Here is a 20,710-nt window from a genome sequence, read left to right on the forward strand (position 1 = left end):
CGATGCGCCCCTGCCCTACCAAGTCGTACGATCTCTACGCTTAGTCAAATAGGTAAAAAACCGGCTTAACGCCGAACATATGCGTAGCTGTGCGCTTTCAGGTCTATTGCCCGACGTCGCCGAATGCGATAAAACGGGCTAGTTGTACGATAACCTAATAAAAACCAAGTCGTTCGAACGGCTAACAATCCTGAGATCTGCCATGCCTCGCCCTACCGCTACGCAAACCGTGCCGCCACCCTACCCCCGTTATCTGGCGGTGATCATTCTGTTGTGCATGGGCTGTGCGTTTGCCGGCAATCATGTGGCGGCGCGAGTCGCATTTGATGATGGTGCGGGAGTGTTGCTGGCGATTTTGATGCGTTCCGGCGGGACCTTGCTGGTGCTCGCCATGCTGGTGCTGTGGCAAAGACAAAGCCCGCGTTTGCCGGCGGGCGCATGGCGCTGGCAACTGCTGCTGGGGTTGCTGATCACTGCGCAGAGTCTGTGTCTGTATTCCGCTGTCGCACGGGTGCCGGTGGCGCTGGCCCTGCTGGTGGCGAACGTATTCCCTATTCTGCTGGCATTGCTCACCTGGGCGTTGGGTGGTCCGCGACCGAGCGCCCGCACCGCGACGTTAATGGGGTTGATTCTGTTGGGTCTGGTGTTTGTGCTGGACGTGCCCGGGCGCCTCTCGACCACGACAGACGTCAGTGCGCAATGGCTGACCGGCGTCGCGCTCGCGTTCTGCGCCGCCAGCGTGTTCGCCTGCGCGCTGTGGATCACCGACCACAAACTGTCTCAGGTACGCGGCTCGGTGCGCAGTCTGCTGACCATTTTCATCGTGTTCAGCAGCGTCAACCTCGCAGGGCTGACGGGCGCTCTTCCCGGCGGATTGAACCTGCCCGCCACCTCGACCGGATGGCTGGCCCTCGCCACTCTGGTGGTGCTGTACGGCACAGGTTTTATCGTCTTGTTCATTTCCGTACCTCGACTCGACATGCCGCGCAATGCGCCGGTGATGAACATCGAACCATTGGCAACGCTGCTGATGGGCTGGATTGTGCTGGATCAGATGCTCAGCAACGGACAGATTCTCGGCGGGGTAATTGTGGTCACGGGCATCGTTTTGCTGACATATCGTAAATCAGTGGCTAAGGCTGAGGTTAAAGCCAGTGCGTGAAGGGTTCTCGCCAGCGGTTCTCACGGTCGAGTTTGGCCTGCTTCGGCCAGCTTCTTTTGCACATAAAAAAGCATCAACACCGAATTTGTCTGAGCCTGTCGAGATTGCTGCTCAAACAACGCCACAAGCTCTTCTTCACGCTTGCACTCAGCGTTGATATCGCCCCTTGCAAATTCGCAGCTACCGTATTGGCCCCAGCCTTTGCGGGCCTCATCGGTATCTCGGGCGGGATACACCCAATACGCTTGCCATGCACCGTCGACGACAGGTTTGCCGGCCGCGTCTATCTGCTCAATCGCCTGCAAGGTTGCTGTCGCAGCGGCGTCCAGAAAACCTTGAGGGGTGGCGTCGGCTTTACTCGCCTCATCACGAAGCGCCTGACACTGCGCGTCAGACAAGTCGAACAATGGCAGCGCTTCAATGCTCTCGAACTCATCAAACGGATCGGCATGATTGCCCGGCAACTTGGCGTGGTAAGCCGGCACGACATGGCCGGGGACGCTCATGTCCTGTATGTAATGCAAGACCCTTCCCGCTTGCTCGTATACCGCAACGGGATCGGCACCGGGTTCCACCAGCAGCGCGTTCAGCTTTTCAATACGTTTGGAAAAGATCACGTCCAGGCTTCGGTTGGCGAACCAGAATGGCTCAAGTTTTTTGTTGCGGTTATAGAAGTGCCAATTGGTAGCGCGTTGAGGGAGCGTTAGCAGGTTTGAATCCTCAGCGTCAGTGCCTGCCGCCAAAGCCTCCGCCAACTGTTCGGGCAACTTCACCCCCGGGCAGCGTTGATACGCCTGAGCTGCTTTCAGTGCATAGGCCGAATGCAAGTCGGGGTTGAAGGCGAAGGCTGGGGTTGACGGGTTGAACAGCAGCGATAGGCCAAATACTGCGAGGTAACGTGTTGCGGCTCTTCGGCCTATCCGGGTGGCTTCCATGCTGTTGATCTCCAGAAACTTGCGTGATTGCGGAACACTTATCGTACGCGCGGCAATTTAGCACTTAGGTGGTGGCAAAAAGCTGTTTTTTGCTCAGCCACTCAGGACAAGCATAAAGGGCAACCCCTGCGTCCTAACGTCGCAGCAAACAACTATTGGCAAATCCTGCACAAGCCTTAGAATCCCGCGCTCTCTTGCAGCCCCCTCGGTGTCTGCCTGCACCACAACACACTTCGGCTTGGCAATCGCATGCGCAGCGGCGCACGTTGCGCTGTTCGTCCTCTAGAGGTTTTTATGTCTCCGCGTTTGCTGGCCATGGCGCTGGCGCCCCTGCTCGGGCTGTTCATTGTTGCGCTGGGCAACGGTTTCATGTCGTCGCTGACCACCCTTCGACTGGACGCTGCCGGTGCCTCCACCACGATGATCGGTATCGTTTCATCGGCCTACTTCATCGGCCTGACCCTGGGTGCGGTGTTCAATGACCGTTTGATTCTGCGCATCGGCCATATCCGCGCCTATGGCAGTTTCGCCTCGCTGATCGCCGTGACCATCCTGCTGCAGGGCTTGTTCTATGACACTTGGGGCTGGTTCGCCCTGCGCCTGATCAACGGCTGGGCCACGGTCGGCGTGTTTCTGGTGATCGAAAGCTGGTTGCTGCTGGCGGGCGACGCGAAGATTCGTGGGCGCTTGCTCGCGTTGTACATGATCGTCTTGTACGGCGCCGGTGTGCTGGGTCAGGCAACGCTAGGGAAAATCACCGGGTTGAGCGACAGCGCACCGTTCATGGTCGCCGGCATGCTCGCCTCGTTGTCGGTGCTGCCGATCGTGATTCTGCCGCGCGTATCGCCATTGCTTGATCAGGTTGAACCGCTCAAACCCCGGCAACTGCTAGGCGTGACGCCGACCGGGCTGGTCGGCTGTTTCGGCTCGGGTGTGACCATCGCGGCGATCTACACCTTGCTGCCGCTGTATCTGCAACGCAGCGGTCTGAATGTCGGTGAAGTCGGCAGCATGATGGCTTGGACGATTCTCGGCGCGATGCTCCTGCAATACCCAGTCGGGCGCTGGTCTGACCGCAAGGATCGCTTGCAAGTGCTGACCATTCTGACGGTGGCATGCACGGTGCTATCGCTGGTGATCGTTCTGGTGCCGTTGTCCTCGACCATGCTCGCGGTGATGTTGTTTCTGCTTGGTGGTGGTGTGTTCGCGCTTTACCCGGTCGCGGTCAGCCACGCCGCCGACCGCGCCCCGGCCGAAGCCTTGGTGCCGATGATTCAGGGCTTGCTGCTGATCAACTCGCTGGGCTCGGCGATCAGTCCGATGATGATTTCGCCGGTGATGAATTCGTTCGGTGCCAATGGTCTGTTCTGGGTGTTTGCGCTGGTCAATCTGTGCATGGTCACCTTCTTCCTGTGGCGCCGTGGCAAACGCCCGGTTCCGGCCAATCCCGCACCTTTTGCGGCGGCAGCGACGTTCTCGCCGACTGGTGCGGAGCTGCGGGTGACTGAAGACTTGCGTCAAGCGGTGCAGGAGCATCCGCCGATGGTCGATGCACTGAGCGGCGAGCCTTCGCCGCAATGTGAGACGCGCTAGGGGTTGCGCCAGTCTGCGCCAAGCGCAGGCTGGCTCGCACCACTATTGGGATTCGTGGGTGATGTCCACGAGCGGAATCGGCTCAATCGCCCAAGCGCGAATCTGACGACGTTCAGGGCTGGGTATCGCGCAGGCCTTGCGTCCGGTGAAAGTACGCGCAAGACGCTCTTCATCGATGCGCCAACCGCGCTGTTCCAGTGCCTGTACGTCTCGGCGAAAGGCAATCTGCAGCGCGTCGGATTTCAGCGAAACCTCCTGCTGAAAAGAGTCCGGCACACGTTCCGGCCGCACGTTTTTCAGTACGGCGTGATCTTGTTCGAAGATACGGATATTGCTCGCAATGAACCTGCGATCCAGCAGTCGGGTGCGCAGGAACGTTCTTCCCATCATCCACCAAGTGCGCGTGCGGTTAGCGTCAATCGGAACATGCGCCGAGACGATGTAGATCCGCCAGCCGTTCGGTAATTCAAGTTCCAGCGTTGTGCATGGGCCCGACAAATGGAAGCCCGGAACAGTCACCACACTGACAAACTCAGTGGAGGATTTACGCCGCAGCAGCCCTTTGCGTGCCGGCCTGCGCATAAGCATTTGCGCGCTGCCGCTCCACGCATCGCTGTCGACTTCGAATGATTCAATCTCGGGATGATCCGGATCGCCGAAGGTTGATCCATGGACAAACGGTGCGTGCGCGAAGTCCAGACCGTTTTCGATAATCCGGTCCCAACTGGCCTGCCAGTCAAAGTGACCCGAGACCACGCGGATGGCGGGATCGTCGATCCAGTCGAGCATCGGCAAGGGTGGACGCTCAGACTCAGGCAGATCACCTAAAAACGCCCAGATCCAGCCGTATCGCTCCAGTGTCGGGTAGGCATCGACGCGGGCCTTGGCGGGAATCCGCAGGTCGGGCTGCGCCGGTATCTGCGTGCACACGCCATCACCGCCAAACCGCCAGCCGTGATAGGGACACTGCACGCTGTTGCCGACCTTGCTGCCGGCTGACAGTGAACCGCCGCGATGCACGCAAATATCTGAAAGCACATGAGCGACGCCCGCGTCATCGCGGAACGCAACGAACGGTTGTCCGAGCAATTTAACCGGCATCAGTCCATCAGTCAGCTGTGACGATGGGAGAACGACATACCACAGGTTTGTAAGCATGGGGGGCGTGCGATCCGTCAGTACGGTGAGTTCAAATCAGAAAAACCCTGGAGTGCAAAACTAAACCAGAGGGCTCCACTTGGCCAACGTGATTTGCCAGTGCCCTTTGCCTACACTTGCTTGCCAATGATGTTTACCTCTCTGCCGAAGGAGTCACCATGTCCAAGCTCTATCCGAGCATCGATCCCGAGGGATTGGTCGAGTATTCCGTGGTCTACACCGACCGCTCGCTCAATCACATGTCGCAGTCCTTTCAAGGCGTGATGAAGAACATTTCCACGACCCTGAAACAGGTCTACCACGCCGAAGCGGTGGCGGTGGTTCCGGGCAGCGGCACGTTCGGCATGGAAGCGGTGGCGCGGCAGTTCGCCACCGGCCAACAGTGCCTGGTGATACGCAACGGCTGGTTCAGTTATCGCTGGAGCCAGATCCTTGATATGGGCAATATCCCGGCGGCCACCACGGTGCTCAAAGCCCGGCCGATCGAGACGGGTCGCCAGGCAGCCTACGCCCCGCCGCCACTGGACGAAGTGCTGGCAGCCATCGCCGCACAGAAACCGCAGGTGGTCTTCGCGCCCCACGTTGAAACTTCATCCGGGATCCTCCTGCCCGACGAGTACCTGCGGGCAGTCGGCGACGCCGTGCATGCAGTGGGCGGGCTGTTTGTGCTGGACTGCATCGCCTCCGGCACGATTTGGGTGGATATGCACCAATGCGCCGTCGACCTGCTGATCAGCGCCCCGCAGAAAGGCTGGAGCGCCTCCCCTTGCTGCGCCCTGGTGATGTTCAGTGCTGCGGCGCTCGAGCGTATCGAACAGACGCAAAGCAGCAGCTTCGCCTGCGACCTGAAAAAGTGGCTGCAGATCATGCAGGCCTACGAACAGGGCGGACATGCCTATCACGCGACCATGCCCAGCGATTCCCTCGCGCGGTTCAACGACGTGATGAAAGAGACGCAAGTGTACGGCTTCGACAAGATCCGCGATGAACAACAGGCGCTGGGCGATCGGGTGCGCGTCCTGTTGACCGGCAGAGGTTTCAAAAGCGTCGCCGCAGCCGGCTTTCAGGCCCCGGGCGTGGTGGTGAGCTACACCGATGATGCGGATATCAAGAACGGCAAGAAATTTGCCCAGCACGGCCTGCAGATAGCCGCGGGCGTGCCGTTGCAATGCGATGAACCGGCGGACTTCCAGACCTTCCGCCTCGGGCTGTTCGGGCTCGAGAAGCTGCAGAATATCGAGCGCACGGTCAGCATGCTTGAGCAGGCATTGGATGAGGTGATGGTTGGCTAAGACCCAATGGTGCCCGCAGCAAATTCCGAACCTTTGAACTCAAGAACGGCATCCCGACGTGTGCCCTTCTTCCAGCGAGGCGGCTCATCATTATGTTCAGTGGTCTGGCGACTATTTGGCCCCGGGGCCAATCAGCGAGCTTTCAATCTGCACGCCGGGCATCATTTGCTGCAAACCTGCGATCAGCTTGTCCCCGGCTTCAGTCAAGGCTTCAAGCGGCATCGCTGGCAAACTCTCGAGAATGAACCACATGTTCTGCGCATCGGCACCGAGACGGGTTCTGACACCTTGTCGCCAATTCCAGCGGCGGCAGGTCACGCCTTTCTCATCGCGCCAGACAACTTCGCCGGCATCAGGATACTCGACAGCAGGAACGCCCTCTTTCATCGTGTCAAACGGCTCGGTGCCATCGGCGACGACAAGACGCGGAGAGCCGGCATAGGCGTCTATGTTTTCCCCGCCCACCGGAATGGCGTACTCGATGCTGATGGCGTTGTAGAGATCGACGATGGGATCGAGGCTCGGCAAGGTCCCGTCACGTAAAACCCTTTTACGCAACGCTTCGGCTGAACAAGGCGTGCGCTGCGGCTTGGCCCCGAACTTTCTGAAGGCGTCGGCCCAGGCGGCAAGGTGAGCGTCTCCCCAGCTTGGACCACCTGCCTGCACAGCCTTGCAAGCATGATCCAGGGCGGCCCGAGCAACTTCAGGACGAGTGAGTGGTGCAGCTTCCACCACAATGCTCAGGGCCCGGAACTCCGGAGCCAGTTCTGCAACGGCTGGATCGATCAACGGCAGTACGGACAGCATCAAAAACCTCCAGGATTCAAATGGTGTTTCATGCTATCTATCGATGACCGATTTAGTCAATATAATGACCGCCATGTTCCGCTTCAGTGGGTGAGTCGATTGACGCCACGATCGTTAAGGGCCGAAAATTCCAGCACTTTTTTCATGAACCTGATCAATGACCATGAATGCCAGTTTGTCGACTACCCCGGGTGCTGATGCTCAAGCCGTCAGCCTGGCCGTCGCACGCACACTCAAACAAGCCCGCAAGGCACAGAAAATTACGCTGGACGAGCTTTCTCGGCGCTCAGGCGTGAGCAAAGGAATGGTCGTTGAAATAGAAAAATGCACCGCGAATCCCAGTATCGGCATTCTTTGCAAAATCGCAGCCGCGCTCGGCCTGTCGGTTGCCGACATCGTCAATGTGACCGAGGCACCCTCTGCCCATATCATCGAAAGCCAGGATATCCCTACGCTCTGGACCGGTGACCTTGGAGGGACCGCGCGACTTCTTGCAGGAACGTCCGGCCCGAACATGATCGAGTTATGGCGCTGGGAAATGCATCCAGGCGAATCGTTCGCTTCACCGGGGCACCCTCAAGGCACGCTTGAACTGTTCCATGTAGAGAAAGGCACGTTGAAATGCATGATCGGGGAAACAGAGCTGATCATTCCTGCCGGGAGTTCGGCAGTGGCGAAAACCGATGTACCTCACTCCTATTCCAACGCGGGCAGATCCAAATTGGTGTTCACCATGTCCGTGACCGAGATACATCAGTAGATACCCGACATTCGGGCACAGGCTTCCCGACATAACCGTCAGTAGTTGAAGTCGTGCCCCAGCTCATTCTGCATCCACTCCAGAAATCGCCTGACCCGAGGAAAGCCGGCATGCGCTCTCGGGAACACCAGGTGGTGTGCGGTGATCGGGGCACTCAAGCCTGGCGTCACTTCGACTAACGCGCCGCGCGCCAGATAATCCTGCGCAAGCAACGTGCTTTCCAACGCAAACCCAAGACCGTGGCTGGCCGCCTCCAATGTCATGTAGGAGCGGTCAAAGCTGAGTGAATAGGGTTTTTCAGGGCGCGACAGGCCATGTTGAGCAAACAGCTGCGGCCACTTGATCAGCGTCGCTTCCGACAGGATCAGATTGCAGTCGAGCAGATCCGCGACTGTGCGGATCGGGCGCTGCTGCAGCAGTTTCGGTGACGCCAGAACCGCGATCTTTTCATTGCGCACCGTACGGACTTCGAAACTTGGCCAATTGGGCATGCCGTGACGGATGTCGACATCGATCTTGTCGCGACTGAAATGCAGTGATTCGTAAGAACACGACAGATTGAGCTGGATGTCGGGATGACTCTGGCGGAACTGTTCCAGCCGCGGCATCAGCCACAGCAGCCCGAAGCTGGGCGACGAGTGCAACCGCAGGCAATCGAGGCTGACATCGCTGGCGGCACGCTCTGTCGCCACCGCCAGGCTGTGCAGGATGCCGGACACTTCAGTCAGGTATTGCTCGCCCACTGGAGTCAGTGTCACGCCTCTGGCTGTTCTGAGAAATAGCTGACGCCCGATCATCGCCTCCAGCTTGGCCAACTGGTGACTGACCGCTGACGGGGTCAAGTCCAGCAATTCGGCGGCGCGGGCAACGTTGCCGAAGCGCGCCGTTTGCTCAAAGGCCTGAATGGCTTTCAGGGGTGGCAGGGTCGCAGGTGCATCGCCAGATGAACTCATGATGATTGTTTTTCCGCTGCAAGTGGCTTGGGCCGGGCTTATGGCTATTCAAGCATTGGCAGACAGCGCTGGCGAGTGCTGAATTTTTTTCAGCACCCAGTGAAGTTTGCGTTATTGCTCAGGGCCGGTCTGGAGGACAAGCTGAGTCATCGGTTCTTTGCGGACCGAACCCATAAAAACAATTAGAGGAACACCTCCATGCTTCTCCAAGGCAAAGTCGCAATCATCACCGGTGCCGCATCTGCCCGTGGCATCGGCCGCGCTACTGCGACGACGTTCGCACAACAAGGCGCACGTGTCGTCATTCTCGATCTGGATGCCTCCGCAGCGCGTGACGCCGCCGCATCGTTGGGCGAAGGTCACCTGGGACTGGCGGCTAACGTCGCGGACGATGCACAGGTTCAGCAAGCCGTTGCCACCATCATCGAGCACTTCGGTCGTATTGATATCCTCGTCAACAACGCCGGCATCACCCAGCCACTCAAAACCCTCGACATTCGTCCTTCGGACTATGACAAGGTGCTGGACGTCAGCCTGCGCGGCACCCTGCTCATGTCCCAAGCGGTGATTCCGCTTATGCGTCAACAGGCCAGCGGCAGCATCGTCTGCATGTCGTCCGTGTCAGCCCAACGCGGTGGCGGCATTTTCGGTGGCCCGCATTACAGCGCGGCCAAGGCCGGTGTGCTGGGTCTGGGTAAAGCCATGGCGCGGGAACTGGGCCCCGACAACATTCGCGTCAACTCCATCGCGCCGGGCCTGATCCACACCGACATTACCGGCGGCCTGATGCAGGATGAGCGCCGTCACGCCATCATCGACGGCATTCCGCTGGGTCGCTTGGGTGAGGCGCAAGACGTCGCCAACGCTGCGCTGTTTCTCGCCAGCGACTTATCCTCTTATCTGACTGGCATCACCTTGGATGTGAACGGCGGCATGCTGATTCACTGAGTACTTCTGGGCGGGCCTGTGCGGCCCGTGCGGTTCTGGATCGATGATGCAGCCGGGCCTGATGGCCTGGCGGTCAATAAAAACAAGAGATCAGACCATCATGACTACCCTGTCGCTCGAAGCGGTTTCGACCGTGCGCTCCTCTGCCTATCGCAAAACGGCCTGGCGCCTGATGCCGTTCTTGATGCTGTGCTATTTGTGCGCCTATCTGGATCGGGTCAACGTCGGCTTCGCCAAGCTGCAAATGATGAACGATCTGGCCCTCAGCGAAACGGTCTACGGATTGGGCGCCGGCGTGTTCTTCATCGGCTATTTCCTCTGCGAAGTGCCGAGCAACATCATCCTGCACAAGGTCGGTGCGCGCGTGTGGATCGCGCGGATCATGATCACCTGGGGCATCGTCTCCGCGCTGTTCGCCTTCGTCGAAACCGCGTGGCAATTCTATGCGTTGCGCTTTCTGCTGGGGATTGCCGAAGCCGGTCTGGCGCCGGGCCTGTTGCTCTACCTCACCTACTGGTTTCCGTCCTACCGTCGGGCACGCATGACGGTGCTGTGGTTCATCGCCATTCCGCTGTCAGGCATGGTCGGTGGTCCGCTGTCCGGCTGGATCATGAACCACTTTGCCGGCGTGCACGGTTGGGCCGGCTGGCAGTGGATGTTCGTTCTGGAGGCGGTACCGACCGTCATCGTCGGGCTGCTGGTGCTGAGCTATCTGAAAGACGGCGTGCATCAGGCCACTTGGCTGAATGACGAAGAAAAAGCCTTGATCACCCGCGAACTGGCCGAAGACGATCAGCAAAAAGTCACCCACGCCTCGGTTGGCGAGTTCATTCGCGATCGCCGTCTGTGGCTGCTGGCGGCCATCTACTTCTGCGTGGTCATGGGCCAGTACGCAATCACCTTCTGGCTGCCCACACTGGTGCGCAATGCGGGGGTTTCCGACCCGCTGCACATCGGTTTCATGACCAGCCTGCCCTACCTGTGCGCCATCGTCGCGATGTTGTTGGTGGGCCGCAGTGGTGACAAACATCGCGAACGCCGCTGGCACCTCATCGTGCCGATGATTGCCGGTGCGATCGGTTTAAGCCTAGCGGCGATGATGGGCGGCAACTCAACGCTGTCGATCCTCAGTCTGTGCCTGGCCGCTTCCGGCATTTTGTCCGCAACGTCGCTGTTCTGGATGCTGCCCACCACGCTGCTCGGCGGGGTGTCTGCCGCCGCCGGCATCGCTGCGGTCAACAGCTTCGCCAATCTCGCCGGGTTTTGCTCGCCTTATCTGATCGGCTGGATCACCACCCTGACCGGCTCCAGCGCCATCGGCATGTACCTGATTACGGGGGTGCTGTTCCTCGGCGCCAGTCTGGTCCTGCGCATTCCCGCCGCCCTGGTCAATCGTTGAGTTAATGGAGTTTCATCATGACGACTAATCTTTCACACGCTGCATCCCTGAGCCTGACAGAGCGCGCGCACAACATTCGCCGCCATGCGTTGCGCATGGGCCAGGTCCAGGGTCAGGGCTACGTCGGCCAGGCTCTCGGCGCTGCCGATCTGCTGGCGGTGTCTTACTTTCATGCGATGAATCATCGCCCCGCAGACCCTGAATGGGAGCAGCGCGATCGCTTCTACCTCTCCATCGGTCACTACGCCATTGCGCTGTACGCAGCGCTGATCGAAGCCGAGATCATCCCGCTCGAAGAGCTGGAAACCTACGGCTCGGACGACAGTCGCCTGCCGATGTCGGGCATGGCCGCCTACACCCCGGGCATGGAAATCACCGGCGGCTCGCTGGGCCAAGGCTTGGGCATCGCGGTCGGCGCCTGCCTGGGACTCAAGCGCAAAGATTCGCCCTCCTTCGTCTACAACCTGCTGTCCGATGGCGAGTTGAACGAAGGCTCGACGTGGGAAGCGGTCATGTCGGCTTCGCACTGGAAGCTCGACAACCTGATCGCCATCGTCGACGTCAACAACCAGCAAGCTGACGGTCACTCCAGTGAAATCCTTTCGTTCGAACCCATCGTCGATCGCTGGCAGGCGTTTGGCTGGTTCACCCAGCGCGTCGACGGCAATGATCTGGAGGCGCTGGTCAGCGCATTCGATGCCGCGCGTAATCATTCCGGCAGCCAACCACGAGTGATCATCTGCGACACCAAAATGGGCAAAGGCGTGCCCTTCCTGGAAACCCGCGAGAAAACCCACTTCATCCGTGTGGAAGAGCACGAATGGGACCTGGCGCTGCGCAATCTTGAAGAAGGAAAAAACCAATGAACAACGCCGTGAACACACCCATGCCGACTGCCGAGCCGAGCAAGAAACGCCTGACCACGTCGGCGATGATCGCGTCCATCGCTTCTGAGGGCCAAGCCACCAAAGCCGCGCCTTTCGGTCATGCGCTGGCGGCGCTGGCTGATCAACGCCAGGACATCGTCGGCCTGTCCGCCGACCTGTCCAAATACACCGACCTGCACATCTTCGCCAAGGCCCACCCGGACCGTTTCTATCAAATGGGCATGGCCGAACAACTGCTGATGAGTGCAGCCGCGGGCATGGCCCGTGAAGGCTTCGTCCCCTTTGCCACGACCTATGCGGTGTTTGCTTCGCGGCGTGCCTATGACTTCATCTGCATGGCCATCGCCGAGGAAAACCTCAACGTCAAAATCGTCTGCGGCCTGCCCGGTCTAACCACCGGATACGGCCCCAGCCACCAGGCCACCGATGACCTGGCCATCTTCCGTGCCATGCCCAACCTGATGATTGTCGACCCCTGCGATGCCCTGGAAATCGAACAGGCCGTACCAGCGATCGCCGCGCATCAAGGGCCTGTGTACATGCGCTTGCTGCGCGGCAACGTACCGCTGGTGCTCGACGAGTACGGCTATCAGTTCGAGATCGGCAAAGCCAAAACCCTGCGCACCGGTAACGATGTGCTGATCATCTCCACCGGCCTGATGACCATGCGTGCACTGGAAGCCGCCAAGGAACTGCAAGCCGATGGCTTGGATGTCGCCGTACTGCACGTACCGACGATAAAGCCGCTGGATGAGCAAGCCATTCTTGCCGAAGCACGCAAATCAGGTCGTTTGGTGGTCACCGCAGAAAACAGCTCGATTATTGGTGGTCTCGGTGAGGCCGTCGCTGGTGTGCTGCTGCGTAACGGGGTCACGCCAGCGTTCAGGCAGATCGCCTTGCCGGACGCGTTTCTGGACGCGGGTGCTTTGCCGACACTGCATGATCGTTACGGCATTTCTACCCAGGCCGTCTGCGCGCAGATCAAGCTCTGGCTGGACCGCTGACCGATCAGGGCGCTTATGGACAAGCGCCCTACAACTCGCAGACAACGAACAACTTGTACGATGTCCTATCACAAGGTATTACTACGTCTCCCACAAAAAAAATAAAACCACGGAGATCGCTACATGGACTCACGCCTGTCCGCCAAACCTGAGAGCTTCAACCAAGCGCAAGGCAACACCCGCCGCAGCTTCCTGAAAAAGTCCCTCGCCGTTTCCGCCACGCTCGCCACCGTTGGCAGCACCGCACTGACGCGGATCGCCGAAGCCGCCGAACCCTTGAGTCAGCGCTACCCTGATCCGCTGATTCACATCCTCGACGATAGCTTCCTCGATCTGCGTATTTTCAACGCCAGTGTTGAAAAACTTGCCACCGGTATGCGCTGGGCCGAAGGTCCGGTCTGGGTCGGTGATGGCCGCTATTTGCTGGTCAGCGACATCCCAAATAATCGCATCATGCGCTGGGATGAAATAACCGACACCTTCAGCGTGTACCGCGAACACTCGAACTTTTCCAACGGCATGTGCCGGGATCGCCAAGGACGTCTGATCGTCTGCGAAGGCTCCACCACCACCAGCGAAGGCCGGCGCGTCACGCGCACCGAAGCCAATGGCACGATCACCGTGCTGGCCGACAGCTTCGACGGCAAGCCCTTCAACTCGCCCAACGACATCGTCTGCAAAAGTGACGGATCGATCTGGTTCACCGACCCGCCCTTCCAGACCAGCAACAACTACGAAGGCCACAAGATCACTCCGAGCCAACCCCACGCCGTGTACCGCATCGACGGCGAGAGCAAAAAGGTCACGCGGGTCATCGACGACCTCAACGGCCCCAACGGCCTGTGCTTTTCGCCTGATGAAAAAACCCTGTACGTCGTCGAAGGTCGCGCCAAGCCCAATCGCCTGATCTGGGCAATCGCCGTGAAGGACGACGGCACACTCGGCGAGCGCCGCAAGCACATCGAAGGGCTGGACTATGCCGCCATCGACGGCATCAAATGCGACGAAGCCGGCAACCTGTGGTGCGGCTGGGGCGGCAATGGTGATCCCAAGGCCGACCTGGAAAAACTCGACGGCGTGCGCGTTTTCAATCCGCAGGGCAAGGCCATCGGGCACATATCGCTGCCAGAGCGTTGCCCGAATTTGTGCTTTGGCGGGCGCGAAGGGAATCGGCTGTTCATGGCCAGCAGTCACTCGATCTATTCGCTGTTTGTGAATACTCGGGGGACTACGTTTGCGTTGTAAAAGCCAGGTTCGTCTCGCGACAGTTTCGTGAGTATCGAAACGATAGTCTGCCGCGCATCCAAGGGTGCGCGGCATTCAAGCCCGGTTACCATCCCGCCTCGCCGGCCCCTGTGAAACGCCCTAGCGTCAGACACCCCAAGATTGTGTTCGAAATTGATAAAAGTCTTTCCCAGATTCACGCCTGTTTGCGCAAAACCCTCAAGCCTAAAGTTCGTCCTGCCAGCAACATCACACTTACTTTAGGAAATCACATCATGAAAACGGCAATGATCATCGTCGCACTGTTGGGCTTCAGCTCTGTGGTAGCAGCGCAGGAAGGTTCTGCAACGACTAAACAGGTCGAGCAATATCGCTACGGTACCCACCTGGATGTCGCCAAGGTCATCTCTGAAGACCCGGTGCCGGATGTTTGCGCAGTGGTACCGACGCACATGACCTACCAGGATTCGCAAGGCAAACGCCATGTACTGACCTATAACGTCATGGGCCGTTGCAGCCAGGGCTAGGTCAGCTGTTCGCCGATCATTGCGCCTCGGAGAGTGGTCTCATCGAGGCGCAAATACCTTTTTGCTCCGCAGTATTTCAATCGATCAGTTCTTTGGCCGTGGCTGCCAGCTGACTGCCAACCCGATCTTTCAGCGTTTCAATAAACCGGGTGATTTTTGCATCGACAAACTGCCGAGAGGTATAGACGGCGTACACGTTACGCTCATAGGTATGGTAGTCAGGCAAAACCCGCACTAGCTTGCCGGAACGCAAATCGTCGATGGCCGTAAACCCGGCCAGCAAGCCAATCCCCGCGCCCTCTCGAATGGCATGTGCCATCGCATCCATATCGTTAACGCTGAAACTTGGCCCTGTCGGGACAAATGTCGCGTCCCCCGCCTTGCTTTTGAGTTGCCACTCATCCCGGACATAGTCCACGGTACCCAACAACAGACACTGGTGATCCCGCAGGTCTTCAGGTGTTTCCGGGGCCGCATGCCTAGCCAGGTAATCCGGCGACGCCGCCAACACACAATGGCTGACGCCGATCTTCTGGCTGACATACGCCGAATCGGGGAGCGCGCGGGCGATCAGAATCGAGACGTCAAGTTGGTCTTCCAACAGGTTAGGCATGCGTTGCGAGAGCAATAAATCCACCGTCACCTCCGGGAATTGCTGGCGGTACTCCAGCACCGCCCCCGTGACCAGATGCCGGGCCAGCCCAGGAACGCAATGCACCCGCAGTGTTCCCCGAGGCTCCAGCGCGGCATTGCTGGCTTCGGCTTCGGCACTCTCCAGATCAGCGAGGATTTTCGTGCAGCGCTCATAAAACCGTCGCCCGGCATCGGTGACCGACAGGCGTCGGGTCGAGCGTTGCAACAGGCGTGCGTCGAGCACGTTTTCCAGCGCCGATACAGCACGCGAGACGTTACCGACGGTGGAATCCAGATGATTGGCCACGGCCGTGAAACTGCCCATCTCGACAACCTTTATGTACACCGACATGTTCGAAAGCTTATCCATCGCGACCTTCCTGTAGATCTGACGCTCACCCGTGATAACGCGCATTTTTTCCGGATGCTACACGTTCGGCTCGACACTCGATATTACCTCTGGCGACAACAATGATTCCCTTTGGCCCGTCTAAATCAATGGGCCCTCCTTCCATAGACTTGGTTGCACAGGCCGCCTGAACAGGCGCCGGGTTTCTTACGAATCTCTGACAACCAACTGAAGGGCACATCATGAAAACCTCCTACGACCCGCTTTATCTTTTCATCGGTGGTGAATGGATCAGTGCCGAAGGGCGCGATACTGCCGCCGTCTTCAACCCGGCAACCGGCCGGGAAATCGGCCGCGTCCCACTCGCCACCGCAGGCGACCTTGATCATGCCTTGGAAGTGACTCGCCTGAGCTTCGAGCAATGGCGCCAGACCGTGCCTGACCAACGCGCAAAAATCCTCAAGCGTGCCGCCGACCTGATCCTCGAGCGTGCACCGCAGATCGCCGCGCAGATGACCCTGGAGGAAGGCAAGCCGCTGAATGAAAGCCTGGATGAAGTGACCCGTGCGGCGGAGTATTTCGAATGGTTCGCCGAAAGCGCCCGGCGTATCGATGGCCGGGTGGTCCCGGCCAACCGTCCAGGCGTGCTGCAACTGGTCAAACGCCAGGCCATCGGCCCAGTGGCCGCATTCACACCGTGGAATTTCCCGGCCATCACCCCGGCACGCAAGCTCTCGGCAGCACTGGCCGCCGGTTGCAGCGTCATCCTCAAACCGGGTGAGGAAAGTCCCTCCACAGCACTGGCCCTGGCGCGTGCACTCGACGATGCAGGATTGCCCAAGGGTGTGCTGCAAGTGGTCTTCGGCGTACCGGATCAAGTCTCCAGCCATCTGATCGCCTCGCCGATCATTCGCAAGGTGACCTTCACCGGCTCGGTGCCCATCGGTCGTCTGCTGTCTGCACGCGCTGCCGAAGGCGTGAAGCCCATCACCCTTGAACTCGGTGGGCACGGACCGGTGCTGGTGTTCGAAGATGCCGACATTGAAAAAGCCGCCGTTGAGGGCGTCGCCAACCGCTTTCGCGGCACCGGGCAGGTGTGCATTTCATCCACTCGGTTTCTGATCCAGCGTGGCGCCTATCAAGCCTTTGTCGATCACTTTGTCGCGGCGGTCCAAGCCCTGAGAATCGGTGACGGCCTGCATCCGGATACTCAGGTCGGCCCTCTGGCCAACCCAAGGCAATTGGCAAAAATGGAGGAACTGGTCGCCGATGCCGTCGAAAAAGGTGCACGGGTATTGGTCGGTGGCGAAGCCTTGTCAGGCGAGGGCTACTTCTTCCAGCCCACCGTTCTGGCAGATGTGCCGATGAACGCCCGCGTCATGCACGAAGAACCCTTCGGCCCCATCGCCGTGCTGATGCCGTTCGATGAACTGGCCGATGGACTGCAAGAAGCCAACCGCCTGCCCTACGGACTCTCGGCCTACGCGTTCACCTCCAGCGCGCGCACGGCCATTGACGTCGCCGACGGATTAGAGGCCGGGATGATCGGCATCAACCAATACCGCATCGTCGCGACCGAGCTCCCGTTCGGCGGCATGAAAGAAAGCGGTCACGGCTCCGAAGGCGGCATTGAAGGCATCGAGCACTATCTGACCCACAAATTCATCAGCCAGGTTTAAGGAACTCGCCCATGTCCAAGCTCAATTTCAGCAGTCCTCGCGAAGCCGCGCGCGCGTTCACGCCAAAGCTGTCGCAATTCGTCGACTCGACGCTTTATCCGCAAATCTGGAGTGACCCGGCGCTGTCCCCGCGCGACCGTAGCCTGATCACCGTGGCGGCATTGATAGCCGCTGGTCACTCGGAAGAGTTGCCTGCCCACTTACGCCGCGCGGCTGGCAACGGTGTAACCCAAGACGAACTGGCGGCAGCGATCACGCACCTGGCTTTCTATGTGGGCTTCCCTGGCGCCATCACTGCGTCTGCTATCGCCAACGCCACGTTCAGCGAAACGGAGAACAACTGAATGAAAGCCATCAACATCAGAGAATTTGGTGCGCCAGACGTCCTCGAACTCGTCGAGGTCGCCGATCCTGAAGTCCGTCCTGACGACCTGCTGGTACGTGTCTATGCCGCCGGAGTGAACCGAGCGGATCTGACGCACCGGACCGGTGGCTACGGCCATCCGGGTTTCGGCGACTCGCTGATCATCGGCTTGGAAATCGCCGGCGAAGTGATCGGCAAAGGTAACGCGGTGACAGGGTTCGAGGTCGGAGATCGCGTCATGGGTGTGGTCGGCGGCGGCGCCTACGCCGAGCGGGCACGCATCGATTACCGCATGGCCATGCACATCCCTGCGCAGCTTGATTATGTACACGCGGCGGCCATTCCCGAGGTCTTCGTCACGGCCCATGAAGCGATGATGCACCTGGCCCGGCTCAAGGCCGGCGATTCGGTGCTGATTCATGCGGCCGCCGGCGGCGTCGGATCTGCTGCGGTGCAGTTGGCTTACGCCACCGGCGCCACGGTGTATGCGACCACCGAAGGCAGCAAGTTGGCGCGTGTCGAGCATTTGGGCGCAGACGTGGCGATCGACTACAAGACCCAGGATTTCGCTGAGGTGATCGCCGACAAAACCCAGGGTCGTGGCGTCGATGTGATCATCGATTTTATCGGTGAGCCCTACTTCGCCCGCAACATCGCGTCCCTTGCACGCGGCGGTCGCTTGGTTCAGGTGGGAATTCTCGGCGGTGGCGGCAACGTCACGGTGGCGCTGGAGGACATTCTTTACCGCCACCTGCAAATCATCGGCACGGTGATGAAGTCGCGCACGCAACCGGAGAAGCACGCCATGATCAAGCGTTTCCGCGAGCACTGGCTTGATCGCTTCGAGGGTGCCGGAAGCCTTGAACCGGTCGTCGATAGCACGTTTGCGCTCTCACGGGCTTCCGATGCGCATAGGCGGATGGAGTCTTCCGAAAACGTCGGGAAAATCATTTTGACCATGCAGCCCGAGGACTTGATTTAAAACGGGTCGAATGGTCGATTAACAACGGTGCACTTGATGGGCACCGCTTTCCGCTTATGCATTGACATGCATAGTGTTCGTGCTTAGTCGACCTGTTCCGTATTGTTGACAACCCGCTTCTCATGCCTTTTTTTGAAAGTTCGACGTGGGCCTGGCCATGCTTTTCGACATTGCGATGATTGTGGCTAAGGTAAAGAAGCTGTTGGCCTCATAGATACTCAACGACAAAGGCAATTTCGGCATTGGCATCGCCCGCCTTCATTTGCGCATTGGAAGGTTCAATGCGCACGAAGCGCGCTTGCAGGTCTACAGCTGCATTCCCGCCTTCCGATGTAGGCGCTTTCATTATGTAGTTCTGATTCAGCTTGAGTGGCTTCCCGTCTCTGAAGCGCATCTGCAATGCCAAACCTTTGGCAGTGGAGCTACTGTTCAGATTTACCATGCCAGTATTAGCGTCCCACGCAGGGCTGCCCGCAGTGGGCGAAAAGGAGTAGCGGAAGTTGTTTATTCCGGTAGGACAGTTTTTCATACTGAGAAAAAAGTATTGCTCCTTGGCAAAGGCACCGTTCTTCGGGAAATCGCTCAAGTTATAACTACCCATATCAACTTTCACATCGGGTGTTTCGCAAGACTGTGAGACGACCCGCGTGCCATTTGTATTCATTGCCAGAGGCTCGATTTCAGCGGCGACAAATTTCCCCAATTGGCCTGAGGGTATCGTCGCACTACCGGAAATCTCACCCGTCTTTACAAGACGCAAGATGTGCTGAGTGCCATTCCACCCCCAACCGCCAGCAACGTCGGTGTCTCCCGGAAAGCCTTTCCATGCTTTGCCCGATGGCGGTCGAATCCATTGCCAGCCGATCCCGGTATTTCCAACAGGAAAAATCTGCGCGCCTGATTGGGTGACGCCCACAGAATTGCGAACACCTTCATTGTGTACCGCAGAGCACCTGAACGAACTGGGAATGGCTCCCAGGGTCACGATTGGGCTTTCATAGATAACCGTGCCGTTCGGCGTGTCCCGCGGCACCGAGATCGTGGCCGGAAGGACAACTCGGAGGTCGCCCATGGAATTGTCGGGATAAAATTCGCATACCGCCGCCATTGTATTTGACGACAGCATATACAAGAGTCCGACAATTGATATACGGGATAACTTCATAGCACTCTCTCTGACTCTGCATTGCATGCAAACAACTGAATGATTGACGATGGCGCGAATATTTAATCGGCTGCAAAATCACCACAATCGGAACGAGAAGATAATAAATAAACAGCACTTGCGCAAAAAGTTTATTTATTCAACAAACAGACAATTCTCATAGATTTATAGCTAACTAGCCAAATCGGAAAAACCTATAAAAGGACACGTTATTGAACACCATCCTTTACCAGCGCAGATAACCAACAGACAATTTAAGACTCGTCTTAAAGGCGCAACGGAATTCGGTCATTACACTGTCCACTCTTGAAAGGAGAAACGATTCCGTGAGAGCCCTCGATACCCTCAATAGCCCAAAACCCCAGAGCAACGCCGCCATCTATTGCCTGACGATTCTGGCACTGGCGCTGATCGCCATGACTGTCGCCGCCGGTTATGAGCTCAACAATCTGTTTCCACTGAAGGCCGTGGTGCAAAAGCAGGAGATTCAGCTCACACAGCGAGCCGATGCCATCCAGTCAATGAGCGCAGAACTCAAGCGTCTGGCAGAACAAAAGCAGGCACTGGAGACTGACCTGCTTACCGCGAAGGAACAGGCGAAGGCCGCCGAGACGGCAAAGACGGAGCTCGAAAACACTCAACGCGCGGCGCAAACCAGCGCCGCGTTAGAGGATGAAGATTCACTGTGCGCGATCATCGAGCAAAATATCCGCCTCGTAGCGGACCAGCTCAGTCGCGATGACTTCTTCCGCTTGCGTGATGAGCGCGAAGCTGAAGCCGAAGCGGTGCTTGAAAGCTATGAAAAACAACTCGCCACCTGTATTGAACAACTGACGGCACAAACCGAGCAGCCAACACAGAAATGAGGTAGCGGCCGCTGCACAACAGG

General features: G+C 58.5%; 20 protein-coding genes. 14 read left to right on the plus strand and 6 right to left on the minus strand.

The features are described 5' to 3' along the window. Window positions 1-202 precede the first annotated feature (202 nt). Entirely contained in the window at window positions 203-1,162 is a 960-nt protein-coding gene (locus LOY43_RS14225) for a DMT family transporter (protein WP_258709904.1), read from the plus strand. Window positions 1,163-1,182: 20 nt separating this feature from the next. Here the strand turns inward: LOY43_RS14225 and LOY43_RS14230 are convergent, their stop codons facing one another. After that, complete coding sequence (locus LOY43_RS14230) at window positions 1,183-2,097, minus strand: hypothetical protein (RefSeq protein WP_095048974.1); 915 nt, start codon at window positions 2,095-2,097, stop codon at window positions 1,183-1,185. Window positions 2,098-2,391: 294 nt separating this feature from the next. On the opposite strand from LOY43_RS14230, the gene LOY43_RS14235 reads away from it, so the two are divergent. Continuing rightward, window positions 2,392-3,690, plus strand: a complete 1,299-nt coding sequence (locus LOY43_RS14235; protein WP_095048975.1) for an MFS transporter — start codon at window positions 2,392-2,394, stop codon at window positions 3,688-3,690. Window positions 3,691-3,732: 42 nt separating this feature from the next. On the opposite strand, the gene LOY43_RS14240 is transcribed toward LOY43_RS14235, so the two are convergent. Beyond that, on the minus strand, window positions 3,733-4,848 hold the full coding sequence (locus LOY43_RS14240; protein WP_258709905.1) for an aromatic ring-hydroxylating dioxygenase subunit alpha: 1,116 nt from the start codon (window positions 4,846-4,848) through the stop codon (window positions 3,733-3,735). A 158-nt stretch (window positions 4,849-5,006) separates the two neighbouring features. On the opposite strand from LOY43_RS14240, the gene LOY43_RS14245 reads away from it, so the two are divergent. After that, complete coding sequence (locus tag LOY43_RS14245) at window positions 5,007-6,140, plus strand: alanine--glyoxylate aminotransferase family protein (protein WP_258709906.1); 1,134 nt, start codon at window positions 5,007-5,009, stop codon at window positions 6,138-6,140. 111 nt (window positions 6,141-6,251) lie between these two features. Here LOY43_RS14245 and LOY43_RS14250 read toward each other — a convergent pair whose 3' ends face one another. Beyond that, complete coding sequence (locus tag LOY43_RS14250) at window positions 6,252-6,947, minus strand: B3/4 domain-containing protein (RefSeq protein ID WP_258709907.1); 696 nt, start codon at window positions 6,945-6,947, stop codon at window positions 6,252-6,254. 157 nt (window positions 6,948-7,104) lie between these two features. On the opposite strand from LOY43_RS14250, the gene LOY43_RS14255 reads away from it, so the two are divergent. Next, the gene (locus tag LOY43_RS14255) at window positions 7,105-7,707 is read left to right on the plus strand and encodes an XRE family transcriptional regulator (RefSeq protein WP_180697804.1); all 603 of its coding nucleotides are present in this window, start codon (window positions 7,105-7,107) and stop codon (window positions 7,705-7,707) included. Between the two features lie 38 nt (window positions 7,708-7,745). On the opposite strand, the gene LOY43_RS14260 is transcribed toward LOY43_RS14255, so the two are convergent. Further along, window positions 7,746-8,660, minus strand: a complete 915-nt coding sequence (locus tag LOY43_RS14260) for a LysR substrate-binding domain-containing protein (protein ID WP_016984524.1) — start codon at window positions 8,658-8,660, stop codon at window positions 7,746-7,748. Between the two features lie 198 nt (window positions 8,661-8,858). Between LOY43_RS14260 and LOY43_RS14265 the strand changes: the two genes are divergently transcribed. The 6 genes from LOY43_RS14265 (at window position 8,859) to LOY43_RS14290 (ending at window position 14,649) form a co-directional block, all read left to right on the plus strand. Further along, window positions 8,859-9,608 (plus strand): SDR family NAD(P)-dependent oxidoreductase, encoded by a 750-nt coding sequence (locus LOY43_RS14265; RefSeq protein ID WP_016984523.1) that lies wholly within the window; start codon window positions 8,859-8,861, stop codon window positions 9,606-9,608. A gap of 100 nt (window positions 9,609-9,708) precedes the next feature. Beyond that, entirely contained in the window at window positions 9,709-11,007 is a 1,299-nt protein-coding gene (locus LOY43_RS14270) for an MFS transporter (RefSeq protein ID WP_016984522.1), read from the plus strand. A 17-nt stretch (window positions 11,008-11,024) separates the two neighbouring features. Next, the gene (locus LOY43_RS14275; RefSeq protein ID WP_186615155.1) at window positions 11,025-11,873 is read left to right on the plus strand and encodes a transketolase; all 849 of its coding nucleotides are present in this window, start codon (window positions 11,025-11,027) and stop codon (window positions 11,871-11,873) included. After that, window positions 11,870-12,898, plus strand: a complete 1,029-nt coding sequence (locus LOY43_RS14280; RefSeq protein WP_258709908.1) for a transketolase family protein — start codon at window positions 11,870-11,872, stop codon at window positions 12,896-12,898. Before LOY43_RS14275 ends, LOY43_RS14280 begins: the two co-directional genes overlap by 4 nt. Window positions 12,899-13,021: 123 nt before the next feature. Then, window positions 13,022-14,143 (plus strand): SMP-30/gluconolactonase/LRE family protein, encoded by a 1,122-nt coding sequence (locus LOY43_RS14285; RefSeq protein WP_258709909.1) that lies wholly within the window; start codon window positions 13,022-13,024, stop codon window positions 14,141-14,143. Window positions 14,144-14,397: 254 nt separating this feature from the next. After that, window positions 14,398-14,649 (plus strand): DUF2790 domain-containing protein, encoded by a 252-nt coding sequence (locus tag LOY43_RS14290; RefSeq protein ID WP_160040049.1) that lies wholly within the window; start codon window positions 14,398-14,400, stop codon window positions 14,647-14,649. Between the two features lie 76 nt (window positions 14,650-14,725). Here the strand turns inward: LOY43_RS14290 and LOY43_RS14295 are convergent, their stop codons facing one another. After that, window positions 14,726-15,652 carry a LysR family transcriptional regulator gene (locus LOY43_RS14295; RefSeq protein WP_150729215.1) on the minus strand — a complete coding sequence of 309 codons (927 nt, stop codon included), beginning with the start codon at window positions 15,650-15,652 and terminating at the stop codon, window positions 14,726-14,728. Window positions 15,653-15,873: 221 nt separating this feature from the next. Between LOY43_RS14295 and LOY43_RS14300 the strand changes: the two genes are divergently transcribed. From LOY43_RS14300 to LOY43_RS14310, 3 genes are read left to right on the plus strand one after another with little or no spacing between them, the layout of a single operon-like run. Then, window positions 15,874-17,310, plus strand: a complete 1,437-nt coding sequence (locus LOY43_RS14300; protein ID WP_169841580.1) for an NAD-dependent succinate-semialdehyde dehydrogenase — start codon at window positions 15,874-15,876, stop codon at window positions 17,308-17,310. 11 nt (window positions 17,311-17,321) lie between these two features. Beyond that, window positions 17,322-17,654, plus strand: a complete 333-nt coding sequence (locus tag LOY43_RS14305; protein ID WP_034154073.1) for a carboxymuconolactone decarboxylase family protein — start codon at window positions 17,322-17,324, stop codon at window positions 17,652-17,654. Beyond that, window positions 17,655-18,656, plus strand: a complete 1,002-nt coding sequence (locus tag LOY43_RS14310; RefSeq protein ID WP_258708221.1) for an NAD(P)H-quinone oxidoreductase — start codon at window positions 17,655-17,657, stop codon at window positions 18,654-18,656. It begins immediately after the preceding gene. A 208-nt stretch (window positions 18,657-18,864) separates the two neighbouring features. Here LOY43_RS14310 and LOY43_RS14315 read toward each other — a convergent pair whose 3' ends face one another. Further along, a complete protein-coding gene (locus tag LOY43_RS14315; RefSeq protein ID WP_258708222.1) occupies window positions 18,865-19,821 on the minus strand; it encodes a fimbrial protein in 957 nt (318 codons plus the stop codon). 326 nt (window positions 19,822-20,147) lie between these two features. On the opposite strand from LOY43_RS14315, the gene LOY43_RS14320 reads away from it, so the two are divergent. Then, window positions 20,148-20,687 (plus strand): hypothetical protein, encoded by a 540-nt coding sequence (locus LOY43_RS14320; protein WP_093431579.1) that lies wholly within the window; start codon window positions 20,148-20,150, stop codon window positions 20,685-20,687. The last annotated feature ends 23 nt before the right edge of the window (window positions 20,688-20,710 follow it).

This window comes from Pseudomonas sp. B21-041 (assembly GCF_024748675.1).
Taxonomy (GTDB): Bacteria; Pseudomonadota; Gammaproteobacteria; order Pseudomonadales; family Pseudomonadaceae; genus Aquipseudomonas; species Aquipseudomonas neuropathica.